Below are 16,740 nucleotides of genomic sequence, written 5' to 3' on the forward strand. Positions count from 1 at the left end.
ATGCGCATACTGTTTGCCGGCACCCCGCAGCCCGCGGTGACCGCGCTGGAATCCCTGCGGGCTACGATCAGCACTGACGTGGAGATCGTTGGCGTTTTGACCCGTCAGGACGCCCCCACTGGACGACGCAAGAAACTCACGGCCTCACCGGTGGCTGATTATGCCACGCACCACCGGCTACCGGTCATCAAAGCCAACCGGCTCAGTGGTGTCCACGGCCAATCCGTGCTGCCCCAGCTCGATGAGCTCCAACCCGATCTGGGTGTTGTGGTTGCCTACGGGGCGCTGCTACCGGCAGACGTGTTGGCGCATCTTCGTCTGGGCTGGATCAATCTACACTTTTCGCTCTTGCCCGAGTACCGTGGCGCGGCCCCGGTTCAACAGGCCATGATTGACGGTCGGTACCACACGGGAATGACGGTATTTCAGCTCGATGAAGGGCTCGATTCCGGAGCCGTGTGGGCCAGACAAAACTACACCATCGACCCGGAGCAAACCGCAGGTGCAGTGCTGGAAGACATGGCAACACGCGGAGGAGAGCTTCTCGCACACACCGTGGAGACGATCTCGGCCGGAACGGTGACGCCACGAGCACAGACCGGGGACTCTAGTTACGCCCCCAAGCTCTCGGGCGTCGATGGTTTGATTGATGCTAACCAGCCGGCTGAGCGCGTGCTCGCCCGGATTAACGGCACCACCCCGGAGCCGGGCGCTTGGGGGATGCTGGTCACCGACAACCTCGGTCCGACGGCAGACGGCGGTGACGAAGACCCCACGGCTCAAGCAGTGCGAGTCAAGCTCGGCGGCGCACGTCAAGTCACCCCGGAGGAGCCGACTGCATCCCAGGCCGGTACCCTCAGCGTGCGAGGCAAGCGCGTCGTGCTGAGTTGTGCGGAGGGAAGCGTCGAAATTACCGCAATCCAGCCGGCCGGGAAGAAAATGATGCCCGCCATTAATTGGGCTCGCGGTCAGAACGCACCGGTCAGACTCCTGACTACCGCGACCGCCCCCGATCTATTCGTGGCCAGCACAGGGAAGACAGATCAGAGACGATGAACACTGCATACCAAGACAACTCGGCTGCTGAACCACGTCGTGAACGTCGAAACCGGCAGGGACGAACTCGCAACCGTGGTGCCTCGGGCAAGAAACGGCAGTATTCCTCCCAGGCGCCCTCGCACCGCAACCGCACCGCAGATCCGGCGCGGCTAACCGCTTACCAGGTGGTACGTGCTGTTTCGGCCGATGATGCCTACGCAAACTTGGTGCTACCGCAGTACATTCGGCGCAACCGGCTGAACAAACGTGACGCCGGGTTCGCTACAGAGCTGACCTACGGTAGCCTGCGTTGGCAGGGTAGCTACGATGCGATTCTGGCCGAGTGTGTGGACCGGGAATTGGACAAGCTTGATCCCGAAGTGCTCGACGTGTTGCGTTTGGGAACTCACCAACTTATGCATATGCGGGTCCCCACCCACGCCGCGCTGGACTCCACAGTGGCCCTGGTGCGAGACCAGATTGGTGCCGGACCGTCCGGATTGGTTAACGCGGTGCTACGCAAGGTATCGCACGCCACCTTCGATGAGTGGCTGGAAAAGTTGGCGCCCGGTGACGGTGACGATGATCTGGCCATCCGGTATGGGCACCCACGCTGGATTGTTCGTGCGTTGAAACAAGCTTTGGTGACCCACGGCCGATCCGCCGGTGAGCTGGTGCAACTCTTGGAGGCCGATAATCTGGCCCCCGATGTGAATCTCGTGGCACTTCCGGGAATCGGAGAACTTCAGCCAGTATTGGATCACGGCGCGGAACCCTCAAGCTTGGCCCCGGATGCGGCCACTTTTTCCGGTGGCGACGCCGGCAAGATCCCCGGTGTGGCTACCGGAGCTGTGCGGATCCAGGACGTCGGCTCCCAATTGGCTGCCCGCGCCCTGGTCGAGGTTGCCCCGGTCGGGGAGTGCGAACGATGGTTAGACATGTGCGCCGGTCCGGGCGGTAAAGCCGCGCTGTTGGCGGCAGAAGCCCAACGCGCCGGTGCGCACCTGGTGGCCAATGAAGTCTCCGAGCATCGATCGCGCCTGGTGGGCCAGGCTCTGGCACCGGTGGAAGGCTCGGTCTGGGAGCTGGTCACCTACGACGGTCGGGAACTCACCGACGGACTGGCACAACACGGAGCACCCGAAACCTTTGACCGCATTATGCTCGATGCACCCTGTACGGGGCTGGGTGCTCTACGCCGCCGTCCGGAGTCGCGGTGGCGTCGCACCACGCAAGATTTGGCGGTGCTTTCTCAGTTGCAACGGCAACTGGCTGATGCGGCCGTGGAGTTGCTCGAGCCGGGGGGATACCTGGGGTATGTCACCTGTTCTCCCCATCAGGTGGAAACTCAGCTCCAAGTCCAGGACTTACTCCAGCGCCACCCTGAGTTGCGACTGGTCGATACGCCGGCAGCGGTTCTGCGGGCCGCCACCGACCGGTTGGAGCGAACCAGTCTGACTCCCAGTGCCGAAGGACAACCGGCAACCGCCCAGCTGTGGCCACACCTGCATCACACCGATGCCATGTTCATTGCGTTGATGGCCAAAACCGACGGGCCTGACTAGGCTAAGAGTTTCCCGCCTCCACCATCACACTTCACCTCATCCGCACCCGACACATCAGAGAGAGCACCGTGACAATACCGCAGATTCATCCCTCTATTCTCTCGGCCGACTTTGCTCGGCTCGGCGAGGAACTGCAGAAAATACCCACTGCTGATGCGGTGCACGTCGACGTGATGGACAATCATTTTGTTCCCAACCTGACCATCGGCTTGCCGGTGGTCCAGGCAATTCGTCGGGCCACGAATCTAGGACTCGATATCCACTTGATGATCGAAGACCCCGACCGATGGGCCCCAGCCTACGCCGAGGCAGGCGCGGAGTCAGTAACCTTTCATGCCGAAGCCTCAGCGGCCCCGATTCGCTTAGCACAGCAGTTACGTGCGACCGGTACACGGGCCTCGATGGCGTTGAAACCAGCCACCCCCATAGAGCCGTACCTGGACATGCTGGGAGAACTCGACATGCTGTTATTGATGACTGTCGAGCCGGGCTTTTCCGGCCAAGCATTCCTCGAGATGGTCCTGCCGAAAATTCGCCGGGCCCGCCAGGCGATCAGTGCGGCAGAACTACCGGTGGCCCTGCAAGTCGACGGGGGGATTAATGCGGAGACCATTGAACGTGCGGCAGCAGCAGGCGCCGACACGTTCGTGGCTGGTTCGGCGGTTTACGGGGCCGAGGATGCAAGCGAAGCCATTGATCAGCTACGCATCCTAGCTGCCCGAGGCCACCGATGCCCTCAGACCCCATCGCGGAGCACAGCGAGCTGACTGGTATGGATTGGTTCATCGACGTTTTCGACTGGACGATCCCGGTTGCCGGTGGAGGTCTACTGGTCCGTGAGGTCGTGGGGAACCTGTTCGGTCTGGCCTCTGCGCTGGGTGGTATGGTCCGTCGGGTGTGGGCGTGGCCGGTGGGCATCATCGGCAATATGTTGCTACTGACCGTCTTTCTTGCAGGTGTTTTCGGTGGGGAAGACGCGGTTAATCTACTCGGTCAGGCCGGTCGCCAAATCATGTTCATCGTGGTGTCGATCTACGGATGGGTGCAATGGCAGCGATCGAAGAAAGAACGTGAAGCAGGACGAGACGACTCAGAATCCACGGCGATTACCCCACAGTGGGCTTCCTGGCCGGTGCGTCTGGGATTAATTATTGCCCTGGTGGGAGGCACCGCCGCCATCACACCCCTGTTTAGGCTCTTGGGATCCTATGAACCGGTCTGGGCAGACACCTGGACATTTGTCGGCTCGCTGTTAGCGACCTGGGGAATGGCCAAAGGGTGGGTTGAATTCTGGCTGATCTGGGTCGCGGTCGATATCGTCGGGGTGCCCCTGCTGTTTTCGGCCGGGTATTACGCAACCGGATCGATGTACATCTTCTACGGTGCGTTTACGTTGGCAGGATTCTTTGTCTGGGCCCACGCCAGAGCCCACGAGAAGCCCGAAATAGAAACTCGCATGCCGGACCCCACTCTGCAACCCGGGTCTCATTCTGACGCATCGGGTGAGCGCTAACTCACAAGCGAGGAAAGCCAGGTAGTCTGAAGGGGTGAAATCCTTCGAAGAACTCTTTGCCGAACTCACTGAGAAAGCCCACAGCCGTCCAGAAGGCTCCGGCACCGTTGCTGAACTGGACCGGGGGGTACATTTTATCGGCAAGAAAATCGTCGAAGAAGCTGCCGAGGTATGGATGGCTTCAGAATATGAAACCGATGCCGAAGCCGCTGAGGAAATGTCGCAGTTGCTCTATCACCTCCAAGTGATGATGATCGCCAAAGGCCTCACGCTCGAGGATATCTACCGGCACCTCTAAGTCATCTCGGGACTACACCAAGGAGAAAACACACCCATGTTGCGCGTCGCTGTGCCGAATAAAGGCTCCCTATCCGAAGCAGCCCAAGCCATCTTTCTCGAAGCTGGCTACCGGCAACGTCGAGACCGTAAAGAACTCGTCATGGTCGACAACGACAATCAGGTCGAGTTCTTCTATCTCCGCCCACGCGATATCGCCGTCTATGTGGCCGACGGTAGCCTGGACATCGGATTGACCGGTCGTGACCTTTTCGTCGATGCACAGGTCAGCGATACCGCCGAGGAGATCATGGCCTTGGGTTTCGCCGAGTCGACTTTCCGGTTCGCAGCACCTCACGGGCACTTCACGAACGTTCAGGAGCTGGCCGGTAAACGTATTGCAACCAGCTACGACGGGTTGCTTGCTGACTACCTGGATACGTTGGAGATCACCCCTGGCCGTATCGTTCACCTAGATGGTGCCGTGGAATCTTCAGTATCTCTGGGCGTGGCCGATGCGATCGCTGACGTGGTCGAGACCGGTAGCACTCTCAAAGCAGCAGGAATGGAGGTCATCGGTGACCCCATTATGCACTCCGAGGCCATCCTGATCACTCGCACGGGCCAACACCCCACTGGTCTGGATGTGCTGATCCGCCGTCTGAAGTCTGTGTTGGTCGCCCGTCGCTACGTGATGATTGACTACGACATCCGTCGGGAACATCTGAATCAGGCACTCACTGTCACCCCGGGCCTGGAATCGCCGACCATCTCCTCGCTGGCCGATGACAACTGGGTCGCGGTGCGCTCCATGGTGTTGAAAAAGGACATGAATAAGATCATGGACGAGCTGTACCAGCTGAAGGCTCGGGCCATCCTGGCCTCGGCCATTCACGCTATTCGGCTCTAGACCGGCGCCGACCCCACGCGCACCACGTCCCTGCTGTCCCCGAACTACGACAAGGAACTGCTTCGTCAATGTCAGTCGCTATCCGTATTATTCCCTGCCTGGACGTCAATGACGGTCGCGTGGTGAAAGGAGTGAATTTCACCGACCTGCGTGACGCCGGGGACCCAGTAGAGCTGGCCACCCGGTATAACACAGCTGGGGCTGATGAGATGACGTTCCTCGACGTGACGGCGACTACCGCCGACCGGGAGACCACTTACGAGGTGGTGCAACAAACAGCCCAGCAGGTGTTTATCCCGCTCACGGTTGGAGGTGGGGTGCGCAGTACTGACGATGTCGACCGGCTATTGCGGCACGGTGCCGATAAAACCTCCGTGAACTCCGCGGCCGTGACACGTCCGCTACTGATCAACGAGATCGCTCAACGGTTTGGCAACCAGGTGCTTGTGCTCTCGGTTGATGCTCGTCGAACCAGTGACCCGCAGGTGCTCTCTGGCTTTGAGGTCACCACCCACGGTGGTCAACGCGGCACCGGGATCGACGCTGTGGAGTGGGTGCGCGAGGCCTGCGACCGCGGGGTGGGCGAAATCCTGTTGAACTCTATTGATGCCGACGGGACTCAGCAAGGTTTTGACCTAGAGATGATCCAGGCGGTTCGTCCCCATGCCAGCGTGCCCCTGATTGCTTCCGGTGGCGCGGGTAAACCCGAGGATTTCCCTCCGGCCGTTCAGGCCGGCGCCGATGCAGTCTTGGCCGCCTCGCTCTTCCACTTCGGGCCCCACGAAATGATTGCTCGGGTCAAGGAGCAGATACGACAGGCCGGTTTCCCGGTTCGGTGCTCAGGCCAGTGATTTCACTCCGTGTGCGAGGGTGAATGAGGTCTAGGCCTGGTCGATCAGTACCAAAGCGTGGTCGGTACGACCAAAAGCGTGCATCACCAATTCACCGGCCGGTCCGGTGATGTAGGTAAACTCCGATCCATTCTTGGCCACAATACGCTCACCGTTGGAACGCACCAGGGCGACTCCCACCGAGGACTTCTTATACTGCCACTTGGCGGTGTGGCTGAGTTGTTCAAAAAGTGCTGAAGCATAGTCCTGCGCGAGCTTGCGTGGTGCCCATCGGTTTTGGGCGCGTCGAATATCTTCGGTGTGAACGAAGAATTCCAGGAGATTGGAAACCTCAGCGAGTCGTTTTCCCGCGAAGGTGCGACGGAACGTGGTGGCGACTTTACGCGCGGTTGAGGGCTTCTGTCCCGGTTTCGGGCCCCGAGCAAATTGTTCGACGAGGCGATGATACTCGGCCACCGACGTGCACTGGTCACCCAACTCCATGGTGCGCTCATGGAGCTTCTCCGACAGCGGGGCAAACAGCAATCCAGCAGCCAGGGGGGATGACTCTCGCAGGTGCAAATGAGCAACCAAATGCTGGGTCTGCCAGCCCTCGCACAGGGTCGGCTGATCAGGTCCGGCCGCCAGGAGCGCCGAGACCAGGGCATCGCGGGATGCCGCTACAAAATCATCCGCCCCTGCCAGGGCACCAGACCCTTTTTCCGTCACACTTGGAACCTAGCATGTCTGATGTGAACTCGATAGTGGACAAGCCGTTTTAGACTAGAAGAATCATGAATGCTCCCAACCACGCACCAGACCGCGCTCACACCGGTGGACTCGACCCGGAACTCGCCGCTCGGCTGAAGCATAATGACCAGGGATTGATTCCGGCCATCGTCCAGTCCGCTGATACCGACCAGGTGTTGATGCTGGGATATATGGACGATGAAGCACTCCATCGGACGCTGACCACCGGACGGGCCTGGTACTGGTCCCGCTCGCGCGGGGAATACTGGTGCAAAGGCGAGACCTCAGGGCACATCCAGCAGGTGGTTTCCGTCTCCTTGGACTGTGATGCCGATACGGTGCTCCTGAAAGTTCACCAAACCGGACCAGCCTGCCACACCGGCACCACCAGTTGCTTTACTGACCGGGAAATCCCGGTGATCCAACACTAATGTCCGGTCACGTCGTTGTGATCATCACCCCTGCCCCGAAACCCGACCCGACCGAACCTAAACCTTAAGGAGACCCCCATGCGCGATGTGGGCGTCATCAGTCCCAGCCCTGAGGAGTTCCATGACCTGGCCCAGCGCCACCGGGTGATCCCAGTTACCATGACGGTGTTGGCTGACGCGGTGACACCGGTCGGGCTCTACCAACGTTTGGCTGAAGAACGTGCGGGCACCTTCCTGCTGGAATCTGCTGCTCAAGGCGGAGTATGGTCACGGTACTCGTTTATCGGTGCCGCCAGTTCAGCCACCTTGACCGAACGCAACGGCCAGGCCCATTGGCAAGGACAACCCCCGGCCGGACTGCCCACCCAGGGCACCGCGCTGGACGTGCTGGCCACCACCCTGGATCAGCTGACCTCCGATGTCCGTGCCGATCTTGGCACTGAGGTGCCATACTTACTGTCGGGCATGGTGGGATACCTCGGGTGGGAAACCGTCAGGCACTGGGAGCACCTACCGAATCCACCGGTCGATGATCTGCAGTTACCTGAGTTGGCGATGAACCTCATGTCCGATGTCGCCATCCACGATCACGTTGATGGCACCGTGACCTTAGTGGCCAACGCGATCGATCCCACCGGGCTCCATCACGGAACCGATGAGGCCTACCAGCACGCCGTGTCGCGGGTCCGGAACATGGCTCAGCTGATCAGTGCACCCGCTGCCGAACCGGTGAGTGTCGCCCCAGCCGGCTGGCAGGGCGTCGACACGTTTGAACGGGTTAAACATTCCTGGGATGAATCCGAATTTCTCGCCACCGTCGCCGAGGCACAGGAAGCTATCGCTGACGGCGAAGTCTTCCAAATCGTGGTCTCGCGCCGGTTTACTACCGAAACCCAGGTCTCGGGCCTTCAGATCTACCGTGCCCTACGGGCCATGAACCCCAGCCCGTATATGTTCCTCTACACCTTTGACCGTCCCGACGGTAGTGGCCGGTTCCAGCTCGTTGGTGCCTCTCCGGAAGCGCTGGTGACCGTCAATGACGGCCAAGTGGTTACCCACCCCATCGCCGGCTCCCGACCTCGTGGCACAAGCCTCGACGAGGACCACCGACTGGCCGAGGAACTATTGGCCGATGAAAAAGAACGCTCCGAACACCTGATGTTAGCAGACCTGTCTCGCAATGACCTGTCCAAAGTCTGCCGACCCGGCAGTGTACAGGTCGGACAATTCATGGAGATTGAACGGTTCAGCCATGTGATGCATCTGGTCTCCCACGTCTCGGGCACCCTGGAACCCAGCGTATCCGCGCTGGACGTGCTGGCGGCTGCCTTCCCCGCTGGCACCCTGTCGGGCTCTCCTAAACCCCGCGCCTTGCAACTGCTCGACGCATGGGAACCCCAAGCTCGCGGGCCGTATGGGGGTGTGGTCGGCTATATCGACTTTGCCGGGAATATGGACATGGCCATCGCCATTCGCACCGTGTTGCTCAAAGACGGGGTCGCCTACGTCCAGGCCGGCGCCGGAATCGTCGCCGACTCGGTCCCAGTCGCCGAAGCAGCAGAAACCGTGGCCAAAGCTTCGGCACCGTTGCGGGCCCTGTTTGCCGCTGAACAACTCCGTCACTACCGAGACGATGACCGTGATGAGGAACAGTAATGCTCGCGAAGATCTTTTCTCGTCGCAATACCGTGTTGCTAGTGCTCGCCCTCGGTGCGGTGGCCTTGATCTGTGCCACTCAAACCTGGGTACGTGCCACCGAGATTCCCCAAACGCTTGACGCCGAGATCACCGTCAGCGGTCAAGACGTCTCACCGGTGACTACGGCCATGGCCTTGGTCGCCCTGGCCGCCGCAATCGCGCTGACTATCGTCCGCACGGTGGGACGCTGGGTGATCGGTGTGCTGCTGATCCTGGTGGGCGCTATGCTGGCCTGGGCCTGCGGGTTGGTCCTTGCCGATCCCGTCGGGTCCATTCAACCCGCTGTGGCTGAATACACCGGGCTGGCTCAAGACCCCGGCCCGGTGCAGGTGACGGTAGCAGGTTGGATTTGTTTGATCGTGGGAATGGGGTTAGCCCTGCTCGGGGTAGTTGTGTTGGTGGTCGGACGCCACTGGTCACTGTCCAGTTCCCGCAAATACGAAAAAGCCACGACTACCGTGCAACCGGAGTCTGGAACCAGTGGCACGTTGTCCTCGCCCCAACCGTCCCGCACAGCTGAAATTGATGCCTGGGATGAACTTTCCCGTGGCCAGGACCCCACCTGACGGGCACCCATCAGCGCCGGGCCAGACTGCCGACTCAGACGTAAACAACGACGTGTGCTGATGGCATCTGTTCCGATTAGTGGCAGAATAGAGAATCATCACCCATCTTTGATCAGTGCATAAAGGAGCATCGATGTCTCAGCCCACCGATGAGAAGATCATCATTGACGATCACGGTCGCATTCTCAACGATCCCACCCATGCCGCCCCCGTTGAACACGGAAACTCCCCGGCTGCATGGGCCCTGGTGGTGCTGGTCCTGATCGGTTCGGTTGTGGGTGCTGTGGCGCTACTGGCCGGACAGATCTGGTTGATCTGGGTAGGTGGCGTCATTGCCGTGGCCGGACTGATTGTTGGCTTCGTGATGCGTCAAATGGGTTATGGAGTCGGTGGCTCCAAAACCAATAGCTCCCACTAAGGATCGCAGTCGCTATGCGTGGTACCGGTACCGTTCTGGATGAGATCATCCGCGGGGTCCGCGAGGACATCGATGAGCGCATCCGTGCCGTCTCCCGCGCTCAAATCCAACGCGATGCTGTGTCTGTACCGGCTGCTCGCGACGCCCATCAAGCCCTGGTCAACGGTCGCAACGACCCCACTGGCGTCCGGATCATCGCTGAAATCAAGCGCGCTTCACCGTCTGCCGGGTCCCTGGCTGAGATTCCGGCTGCCGCTGAGCTGGCAACCCGGTATCAGGATGGGGGTGCCGCGGTGATCTCGGTGCTGACCGAACAGCGTCGCTTTCGTGGCACACTGGCTGACCTGGACGCGGTTCGAGCGGCAGTGGATGTTCCGGTGTTGCGCAAAGACTTCACCGTTGACGAGTACCAAATCTATGAAGCGCGGGCACACGGGGCTGATCTCATCCTGCTCATTGTGGCGGCGCTCGACGATGCGCAACTGAAAGACTTCATTGACCTCACCCATGAACTGGGAATGAACGCGCTGGTTGAGACCCACACGGTCGATGAGATTCAGCGTGCCTACGAGATCGCACCCAAGATCGTCGGTCTCAACGTCCGTAATTTGAAAACTCTTGAGGTCAATCGCACCCACTACGCTCAGCTGGCCCAACACCTGCCCGAACACGTTGTCCGGGTGGCCGAGTCCGGGGTGACTGGCCCCGAGCATGTGGCCGACTATGCCCGCCACGGAGCCGATGCGGTGCTGGTAGGGGAAGCGCTGGTCAAACACGGTACCCCCGCAGATGCGATCCGTGACTTCCGTGCCACCAGTGTCTCTGGCGAGAGGACCGATGCGTGACTGAGCGCTGCTGGATAGCTCGCAGTCAATGGTGCCGGTCACGCGAAAAATAATCCCGAAAGAAGAACGTGTATGACAACTGCCGATCACCACATCGCACCGGGGTCCCTGACCGGACCACAGGGACCATACCGGGAAGAACAGGGTCCCTATTTCGGGCCTTTCGGCGGACGCTGGATGCCGGAATCCTTAATTGCAACTCTGGACGAACTCACCGAGGCCTTTAACGCCGCCCGTGAGGACCCTGAGTTCACCGCGCAGCTGGCAGATCTCTACGCCAACTACATCAACCGGCCCTCGTTGCTCACCGAAGTGACGCGCTTTGCCAAGGACCTGCCCGGGGTGCGGGTGTTCCTCAAGCGTGAGGACCTCAACCACACCGGCTCCCACAAGATCAATAACGTGATCGGTCAGGCGCTCCTGGCCCAGAAGATGGGTAAAACCCGGTTGATTGCCGAAACCGGAGCTGGCCAACACGGGGTGGCCACCGCCACCGCCGCCGCGTTGTTCGGGATGGAATGCACCGTCTACATGGGGGAGGAAGACACCCGTCGCCAGGCCCTGAACGTAGCCCGTATGCACATGTTGGGGGCCACGGTGGTGCCGGTAACCGTTGGCTCCCGCACACTCAAAGACGCGATCAATGAAACTCTGCGCGACTGGGTGGCCAGCGTCGACACCACACACTATCTGATGGGTACCGTGACCGGGCCACACCCGTTCCCGGCCATGGTGCACTACTTCCACCGGGTCGTCGGCGAGGAAGCACGGCAACAAATCCTGGATGCCACCGGCCGGCTACCGGATGCGGTCACCGCCTGTGTGGGTGGTGGGTCTAACGCCATCGGCATCTTCCACGGATTCCTCGACGACCCCGAGGTAGAACTCTACGGTTTTGAGGCCGGCGGATACGGCGTGGAGACCGGTAAGCACTCGGCTCCCATCACCGTTGGCGACGTGGGCATCCTGCACGGAGCGAAGTCCTACCTGATGCAGGACCGCGACGGCCAAACCCTGGAAACTCACTCCATTTCGGCCGGTCTGGACTACCCGGGCGTTGGCCCGGAACACTCCTACTTGAACGGCACCGGGCGAGCCCACTACGAGCCCATCAATGACGATGAGTGCATGCAGGCCTTTTTAAAACTCTCCCGTCGTGAGGGGATCATGCCCGCCCTGGAATCAGCACATGCGGTCGCCGGTGCCATCAAACTTGCCCAGCGGTGGCACGATCAGGGTCTCGTCTCTGCATCCACCCCCGCATCCGAGCAGAAGATCATCCTGGTCAATCTCTCCGGACGGGGCGATAAAGACGTCACGACCGCCGCGGAGTATCTCAACCTGTTGGATGACCGCACCGATACCGAGGAGACACAGCACAGATGACACGGAACCAGATTCGCTCCCGGTGCACCGAGAAAATCGAAGCTGCCCGCCAAGCCGGGCGTACCGCGTTCATCGGTTACCTGCCGGCCGGATTCCCCACACTGCAGGACTCCATTCAGGCCGCCATCGAGCTGGGACGCAACGGCGCTGACATTATCGAGATTGGCTTGCCTTACTCGGATCCGGTCATGGACGGGGAAGTCATCCAGAAGGCCACCGCCCACGCCCTGAACAACGGTTTTCATACTGATCAGGTTTTCCAGCTCGTCAACGACGTCACCGCAGCTACCGATGCGGCCGTGGTGGTGATGACCTACTGGAACCTGGTGTCACGCCTGGGGGTCACCGAGTTTGCCCGTCGGCTGGCCGAAGCCGGCGGAGCCGGACTGGTCACCCCTGATCTGGTGCCCGAAGAAGCTGATGAATGGTTCACAGCCAGTGACCGGTACGAGCTGGACCGTATCTTCCTCACCGCACCGTCGTCCTCGGATGAACGTGTCGAGCTGGTCGTGAACTCCAGCCGTGGTTTCGTTTATGCCGTCTCGGTCATGGGTGTGACCGGAGCCCGTCAACACGTCTCGGAAGCTGCCCAGCGCGTGGTGGATCGTGCGCACCGGGCGGGGGCACCGCGGGTGTGCGTGGGGCTGGGGATCTCACAGCCTGAGCACATCCAGCAGATTGGTCGTTACGCTGATGGCGCGATCGTTGGCACGGCCCTGGTGAGTGCTTTACGCGATCACGGTCCTGTAGCAGTGGGAGAACTTGCCGCTAAACTAGCAACCGGTACTGCTCGCAACTAACGAATCGTAGGAACCGATGTTGTCGACTATCAGCACCTGGGAGACACTGGCAGCTATCCCGGCCCCCGGCTGGGACGGCTTCACGCTAGGACCCCTCGAGATCCGTGCATACGCTCTGTGCATCATCCTGGGCGCCATTCTGGCGTTCTGGCTGGGTAATAGGCGCTGGAAGAAACGTGACGGCGCCGAGGGCGCGGTCTTCGACGTCGGCATCTGGGCGTTGCTCTTTGGTATTGTCGGAGCTCGCCTCTACCACGTTTTCACCAACCCCGGCCCGTTCTTCGGCCCAGGTTTCGACGGGAGCGGTGACCCGGTGCGCATCCTCTACATCTGGGAGGGTGGCATCGGTATCATGGGGGCGATCTCGATGGGCGCGTTGGGTGCCTGGATCGCCTGCCGGCGTTATGGATACAAAATTGCTGCCTTCGCCGATGTGGTGGCTCCCGGCATCTTACTGGCTCAGGCCATCGGCCGATGGGGCAACTACTTCAACCAAGAACTTTTTGGTGGCCCGACAGATCTGCCGTGGGGTCTGGAAGTTGATGCCAACCACTACAATTTCCCGGACGGCTATCCCGCCGATACGCTGTTCCACCCCACGTTCCTTTACGAATCGTTGTGGAACCTGCTCGGCGTGGTCGTGCTCTTGCTGATCGATCGGAAATTCCAATTACGCCGAGGCATGATGCTGTGGAGCTATGTGGCCTGGTATGGCGCCGGACGCACCGTGATCGAGAATCTGCGTACCGACTACGTCGCCGACGTCGAAATCCTGGGTGTCACCATGCGCTTGCACGCCTGGATTTCTCTGGCGCTGTTCGTCGTGGCCGCTGTCATGCTCGTCTACCTGTTCTTCACCCGGCCTCGCACCGCTGAAAAACGCGCGGAAGCCGAAACTGTCTGGCTTCCCGGCCGCGCACCCGATACCACCACACAGACCGCTACAGACACCGAGCATCCGGATTCACCCCAACCGGTAGGATCATCCCAGGTCAACACCAGATCTGAGAGCTAAACCCGCGCGTCGGCAACAGCATCAGTGCGGCGAAACATCCGTCACTGAAGCGTTTCTTTTCTCTACCCATCAGTCCTAGGGTTAAAGCTATGAGACATGCAAAAATTGTCGCCACCTTCGGACCTTCGACCGCCAGCTATCACACGACCCGCCAGCTGCTAGAAGCAGGCGTTGACGTGGCCCGGCTGAACATGAGTCACGGTGACCACCAGATCCACCGTGAAACCTACGACACAATCCGCCAGGCGGCTACGGACCTGAATCAACCGGTGGCGATTTTTGCCGACCTGCAAGGGCCAAAGATCCGGACCGGCACCTTCGAGAACGGTCCTCATGAGCTCACCGCTGGACAGAGCTTCACCATCACGACCGACGATGTGCCCGGCACCGCAGAAAAGGTGTCCACGACCTTCAAAGGATTGCCCGCCGACGTGTCGGTCGGAGACCAATTGCTGGTCGATGACGGTAAGATTCAGTTGCGCGCCACTGAGGTGACTGATACCGAGGTGATCTGTGAGGTCATGGTCGGAGGCGAGATTTCCAACCACAAAGGTATCAACCTCCCTGGAGTGGCGGTCAATGTCCCGGCCCTGACAGACAAAGACCAAGAAGATCTGCGGTGGGCGTTGGACACCGGCGTGGATATGATCGCGCTGTCCTTTGTGCGCAACGCTGCTGATATCGAGCTGGTTCATCAGATCATGGATGAAAAACAGCGCCGAATCCCAGTTATCGCCAAGCTCGAAAAGCCCCAGGCGATTGATAATCTCCAAGACATCGTTGATGCCTTCGACGCGATCATGGTTGCCCGCGGTGACCTGGGCGTGGAGTTGCCCTTGGAAGATGTGCCCGTGGTCCAGAAACGAGCCATTGAAATGGCTCGTCGCTGGGCCAAGCCCGTCATCGTGGCGACTCAGGTGCTGGAATCAATGATTGAGAACCCACGCCCCACACGTGCCGAAGCCTCCGACTGTGCCAACGCGGTCCTCGACGGTGCCGATGCTGTGATGCTGTCGGGTGAGACCTCGATTGGTAAATACCCAGTCGAAACCGTGCGCACCATGTCCGAGATCATCACCTCCACCGAAGTCCATGGTCTGGAACGCATCGCCCCGCTAGGCTCTAAACCCCGCACCCGGGGCGGTGCGGTGACTCGGGCGGCCGTGAATATCGCCGAACGGCTAGAAATCACCAACCTGGTGTGTTTCACCCAATCGGGAGACTCCGCCCATCGGCTGTCTCGGTTGCGTCCCGAACAGCCGATATATGCCTTCACCCACTCCGACCAGACTCACAACCAGCTGTGCCTGACCTGGGGTGTCACACCGCGGATCGTGCCCTTCGTGAATTCCACTGACCAAATGACGGCCCAAGTGGATGCTGAGCTGATCCGGGAAGGGGTCGCCGAACCCGGCGAACTTGTGATCATTGTGGCGGGCTCACCTCCCGGTAAGCCCGGGACCACCAATATGCTCAAGGTCCACTGCCTTGGGGATGTCACTTCCGAGGGCAGCGTCGAGACCAGTCAAGAACCGGTCAGTCCCGCACCACGTCACCGTATGGATCAGATATCAGGCTGGTCACCGCTCTAAACCCACCGTGAGCTCTCAGTCCTTGGGGTCTTGCACCCCGCGACTGGAGTTCATCTGTTCAACGACGGTCGCAGCTACCTGATGCATCGTCAGTCGCCGGTCCATGGAGGTCTTCTGGATCCACCGGAAGGCCTCCGGCTCCGTTAGTCCCAATGTCTCCATCAGCCACGTCTTAGCACGATCAACCATTTTGCGGGTTTCAAACCGCTCGGTGATATCCGACACCTCATTGGCCAAAGCTTGCATTTGATCAAACCGGGCTGCCGCCAACTCAATGGCCGGTACGAGGTCCTGCTCCTTGAACGGCTTGACCAAATACGCCATCGCACCGGCCTCAGTGGCTTGAATTATTAACTCCCGTTGCGGCAGCGCGGTGAGAATCACCACCGGAGCGAGTTTCTCGGCACAGATCTCACGGGTTGCGACAATCCCATCCACCACCGGCATCGAAATATCCATCAGCACCACATCCGGTTGGTGTTGCCGGGTGAGATCAATGGCACGTTGTCCGTTCTCGGCTTGACCGACCACCTCGTACCCGAGGCCTTCGAGCGTTTCGACAATATCGAGTCGAATAATGGTCTCGTCCTCGGCCACGACAATACGACGGGTCTGGCGTGGCAAACCCAGCTGTCCGGTGTCTTGCTCAGACGTCATAACATCCTCCAACCATCGTGGCGTTGACCCCGGTCAAGCGACCGCTGATGTGTACCGAGTCACTATTCTACGCAACCTGTTCACCAGCTCGTGAGACACCGCTCTCACCGTGTTCAGAATTTCTTTCCCAGGCAGAATTGTGTGTAATATGGGTCGAGTGCCAGCCCGAATGGCGGAATTGGTAGACGCGCCGCACTCAAAATGCGGTATCGCAAGATGTGTGGGTTCGAGTCCCACTTCGGGCACCACTCTCCACTGTTCTCAGCGGTCTCTCCGCGTTTACCACCGCACCCCACCCGTGCTACATCGGTGCTTATGACATCACCCCGACACGGGGCCAGCCTGTGTTTGACTGTCTCCTGCAAGCAGGGAAGGATGATGTTGCTGGTTACCTGGAGGTTCCAGGTCACCTGGTTTAAAATAGATCATCGGAATGACCATCACTGGCAC

At 60.0% G+C, this 16,740-nt stretch carries 18 protein-coding genes and 1 tRNA gene; 17 read left to right on the forward strand and 2 right to left on the reverse strand.

All coding sequences use genetic code 11. From position 1 onward, the window contains the following. The 7 genes from fmt (at window position 1) to hisF (ending at window position 6,153) form a co-directional block, all read left to right on the forward strand. The gene (gene fmt, locus QDX22_RS02180) at window positions 1–1,056 is read left to right on the forward strand and encodes a methionyl-tRNA formyltransferase (protein WP_110101025.1); all 1,056 of its coding nucleotides are present in this window, start codon (window positions 1–3) and stop codon (window positions 1,054–1,056) included. Next, on the forward strand, window positions 1,053–2,603 hold the full coding sequence (locus tag QDX22_RS02185) for an RsmB/NOP family class I SAM-dependent RNA methyltransferase (RefSeq protein ID WP_110101026.1): 1,551 nt from the start codon (window positions 1,053–1,055) through the stop codon (window positions 2,601–2,603). The genes fmt and QDX22_RS02185 overlap by 4 nt, the downstream gene beginning before the upstream one ends. Window positions 2,604–2,671: 68 nt before the next feature. Further along, window positions 2,672–3,370 carry a ribulose-phosphate 3-epimerase gene (gene rpe / locus QDX22_RS02190; RefSeq protein ID WP_110101027.1) on the forward strand — a complete coding sequence of 233 codons (699 nt, stop codon included), beginning with the start codon at window positions 2,672–2,674 and terminating at the stop codon, window positions 3,368–3,370. Window positions 3,371–3,375: 5 nt separating this feature from the next. Then, window positions 3,376–4,116 carry a nicotinamide riboside transporter PnuC gene (gene pnuC, locus QDX22_RS02195; protein ID WP_110101028.1) on the forward strand — a complete coding sequence of 247 codons (741 nt, stop codon included), beginning with the start codon at window positions 3,376–3,378 and terminating at the stop codon, window positions 4,114–4,116. A 34-nt stretch (window positions 4,117–4,150) separates the two neighbouring features. After that, on the forward strand, window positions 4,151–4,414 hold the full coding sequence (locus QDX22_RS02200; protein ID WP_110098254.1) for a phosphoribosyl-ATP diphosphatase: 264 nt from the start codon (window positions 4,151–4,153) through the stop codon (window positions 4,412–4,414). Between the two features lie 36 nt (window positions 4,415–4,450). Further along, entirely contained in the window at window positions 4,451–5,302 is an 852-nt protein-coding gene (hisG, locus tag QDX22_RS02205; protein ID WP_110101029.1) for an ATP phosphoribosyltransferase, read from the forward strand. 68 nt (window positions 5,303–5,370) lie between these two features. Then, the gene (gene hisF / locus QDX22_RS02210) at window positions 5,371–6,153 is read left to right on the forward strand and encodes an imidazole glycerol phosphate synthase subunit HisF (protein WP_110101030.1); all 783 of its coding nucleotides are present in this window, start codon (window positions 5,371–5,373) and stop codon (window positions 6,151–6,153) included. A gap of 30 nt (window positions 6,154–6,183) precedes the next feature. On the opposite strand, the gene QDX22_RS02215 is transcribed toward hisF, so the two are convergent. Continuing rightward, window positions 6,184–6,861 (reverse strand): TIGR03085 family metal-binding protein, encoded by a 678-nt coding sequence (locus QDX22_RS02215; RefSeq protein WP_110101031.1) that lies wholly within the window; start codon window positions 6,859–6,861, stop codon window positions 6,184–6,186. 65 nt (window positions 6,862–6,926) lie between these two features. Here QDX22_RS02215 and hisI point away from each other — a divergent pair, with 65 nt between their 5' ends. The 9 genes from hisI (at window position 6,927) to pyk (ending at window position 15,633) form a co-directional block, all read left to right on the forward strand. Beyond that, window positions 6,927–7,313 (forward strand): phosphoribosyl-AMP cyclohydrolase, encoded by a 387-nt coding sequence (gene hisI, locus QDX22_RS02220; protein WP_110098258.1) that lies wholly within the window; start codon window positions 6,927–6,929, stop codon window positions 7,311–7,313. 78 nt (window positions 7,314–7,391) lie between these two features. Further along, window positions 7,392–8,969: an anthranilate synthase component I gene (locus tag QDX22_RS02225; RefSeq protein ID WP_279717944.1), complete on the forward strand. Its 1,578-nt coding sequence runs from the start codon at window positions 7,392–7,394 to the stop codon at window positions 8,967–8,969. Then, window positions 8,969–9,577, forward strand: a complete 609-nt coding sequence (locus QDX22_RS02230) for a Trp biosynthesis-associated membrane protein (RefSeq protein ID WP_279717945.1) — start codon at window positions 8,969–8,971, stop codon at window positions 9,575–9,577. Before QDX22_RS02225 ends, QDX22_RS02230 begins: the two co-directional genes overlap by 1 nt. A gap of 133 nt (window positions 9,578–9,710) precedes the next feature. Further along, on the forward strand, window positions 9,711–9,995 hold the full coding sequence (locus QDX22_RS02235) for an HGxxPAAW family protein (RefSeq protein ID WP_208392072.1): 285 nt from the start codon (window positions 9,711–9,713) through the stop codon (window positions 9,993–9,995). Between the two features lie 14 nt (window positions 9,996–10,009). Beyond that, window positions 10,010–10,840, forward strand: a complete 831-nt coding sequence (gene trpC / locus QDX22_RS02240; RefSeq protein WP_279717946.1) for an indole-3-glycerol phosphate synthase TrpC — start codon at window positions 10,010–10,012, stop codon at window positions 10,838–10,840. 72 nt (window positions 10,841–10,912) lie between these two features. Further along, complete coding sequence (gene trpB / locus QDX22_RS02245; protein ID WP_279717947.1) at window positions 10,913–12,226, forward strand: tryptophan synthase subunit beta; 1,314 nt, start codon at window positions 10,913–10,915, stop codon at window positions 12,224–12,226. After that, window positions 12,223–13,026 carry a tryptophan synthase subunit alpha gene (gene trpA / locus QDX22_RS02250; RefSeq protein ID WP_110101036.1) on the forward strand — a complete coding sequence of 268 codons (804 nt, stop codon included), beginning with the start codon at window positions 12,223–12,225 and terminating at the stop codon, window positions 13,024–13,026. The genes trpB and trpA overlap by 4 nt, the downstream gene beginning before the upstream one ends. Before the next feature lie 16 nt (window positions 13,027–13,042). Continuing rightward, the gene (gene lgt, locus QDX22_RS02255) at window positions 13,043–14,041 is read left to right on the forward strand and encodes a prolipoprotein diacylglyceryl transferase (protein WP_279675072.1); all 999 of its coding nucleotides are present in this window, start codon (window positions 13,043–13,045) and stop codon (window positions 14,039–14,041) included. Window positions 14,042–14,130: 89 nt separating this feature from the next. After that, window positions 14,131–15,633, forward strand: a complete 1,503-nt coding sequence (gene pyk / locus QDX22_RS02260; RefSeq protein WP_110098265.1) for a pyruvate kinase — start codon at window positions 14,131–14,133, stop codon at window positions 15,631–15,633. A 15-nt stretch (window positions 15,634–15,648) separates the two neighbouring features. Here pyk and QDX22_RS02265 read toward each other — a convergent pair whose 3' ends face one another. Further along, window positions 15,649–16,290, reverse strand: a complete 642-nt coding sequence (locus QDX22_RS02265) for an ANTAR domain-containing response regulator (protein WP_110098266.1) — start codon at window positions 16,288–16,290, stop codon at window positions 15,649–15,651. Window positions 16,291–16,453: 163 nt separating this feature from the next. On the opposite strand from QDX22_RS02265, the gene QDX22_RS02270 reads away from it, so the two are divergent. Further along, window positions 16,454–16,538 (forward strand) — tRNA-Leu (locus tag QDX22_RS02270). Window positions 16,539–16,740 lie beyond the last annotated feature (202 nt).

The organism is Auritidibacter ignavus (genome assembly GCF_029853775.1).
Lineage (GTDB): Bacteria > Actinomycetota > Actinomycetes > Actinomycetales > Micrococcaceae > Auritidibacter > Auritidibacter ignavus.

Bases quoted from the DNA above. Each gene is read 5' to 3' on its own strand.
- fmt (WP_110101025.1), top strand. From the start codon at position 1: ATGCGCATACTGTTTGCCGGCACCCCGCAGCCCGCGGTGACCGCGCTG.
- QDX22_RS02185 (WP_110101026.1), top strand. From the start codon at position 1,053: ATGAACACTGCATACCAAGACAACTCGGCTGCTGAACCACGTCGTGAA.
- pnuC (WP_110101028.1), top strand. From the start codon at position 3,376: ATGGATTGGTTCATCGACGTTTTCGACTGGACGATCCCGGTTGCCGGT.
- hisG (WP_110101029.1), top strand. From the start codon at position 4,451: ATGTTGCGCGTCGCTGTGCCGAATAAAGGCTCCCTATCCGAAGCAGCC.
- hisF (WP_110101030.1), top strand. From the start codon at position 5,371: ATGTCAGTCGCTATCCGTATTATTCCCTGCCTGGACGTCAATGACGGT.
- hisI (WP_110098258.1), top strand. From the start codon at position 6,927: ATGAATGCTCCCAACCACGCACCAGACCGCGCTCACACCGGTGGACTC.
- QDX22_RS02225 (WP_279717944.1), top strand. From the start codon at position 7,392: ATGCGCGATGTGGGCGTCATCAGTCCCAGCCCTGAGGAGTTCCATGAC.
- QDX22_RS02230 (WP_279717945.1), top strand. From the start codon at position 8,969: ATGCTCGCGAAGATCTTTTCTCGTCGCAATACCGTGTTGCTAGTGCTC.
- QDX22_RS02235 (WP_208392072.1), top strand. From the start codon at position 9,711: ATGTCTCAGCCCACCGATGAGAAGATCATCATTGACGATCACGGTCGC.
- trpC (WP_279717946.1), top strand. From the start codon at position 10,010: ATGCGTGGTACCGGTACCGTTCTGGATGAGATCATCCGCGGGGTCCGC.
- trpB (WP_279717947.1), top strand. From the start codon at position 10,913: ATGACAACTGCCGATCACCACATCGCACCGGGGTCCCTGACCGGACCA.
- trpA (WP_110101036.1), top strand. From the start codon at position 12,223: ATGACACGGAACCAGATTCGCTCCCGGTGCACCGAGAAAATCGAAGCT.
- lgt (WP_279675072.1), top strand. From the start codon at position 13,043: ATGTTGTCGACTATCAGCACCTGGGAGACACTGGCAGCTATCCCGGCC.
- pyk (WP_110098265.1), top strand. From the start codon at position 14,131: ATGAGACATGCAAAAATTGTCGCCACCTTCGGACCTTCGACCGCCAGC.
- QDX22_RS02265 (WP_110098266.1), bottom strand. From the start codon at position 16,290: ATGACGTCTGAGCAAGACACCGGACAGCTGGGTTTGCCACGCCAGACC.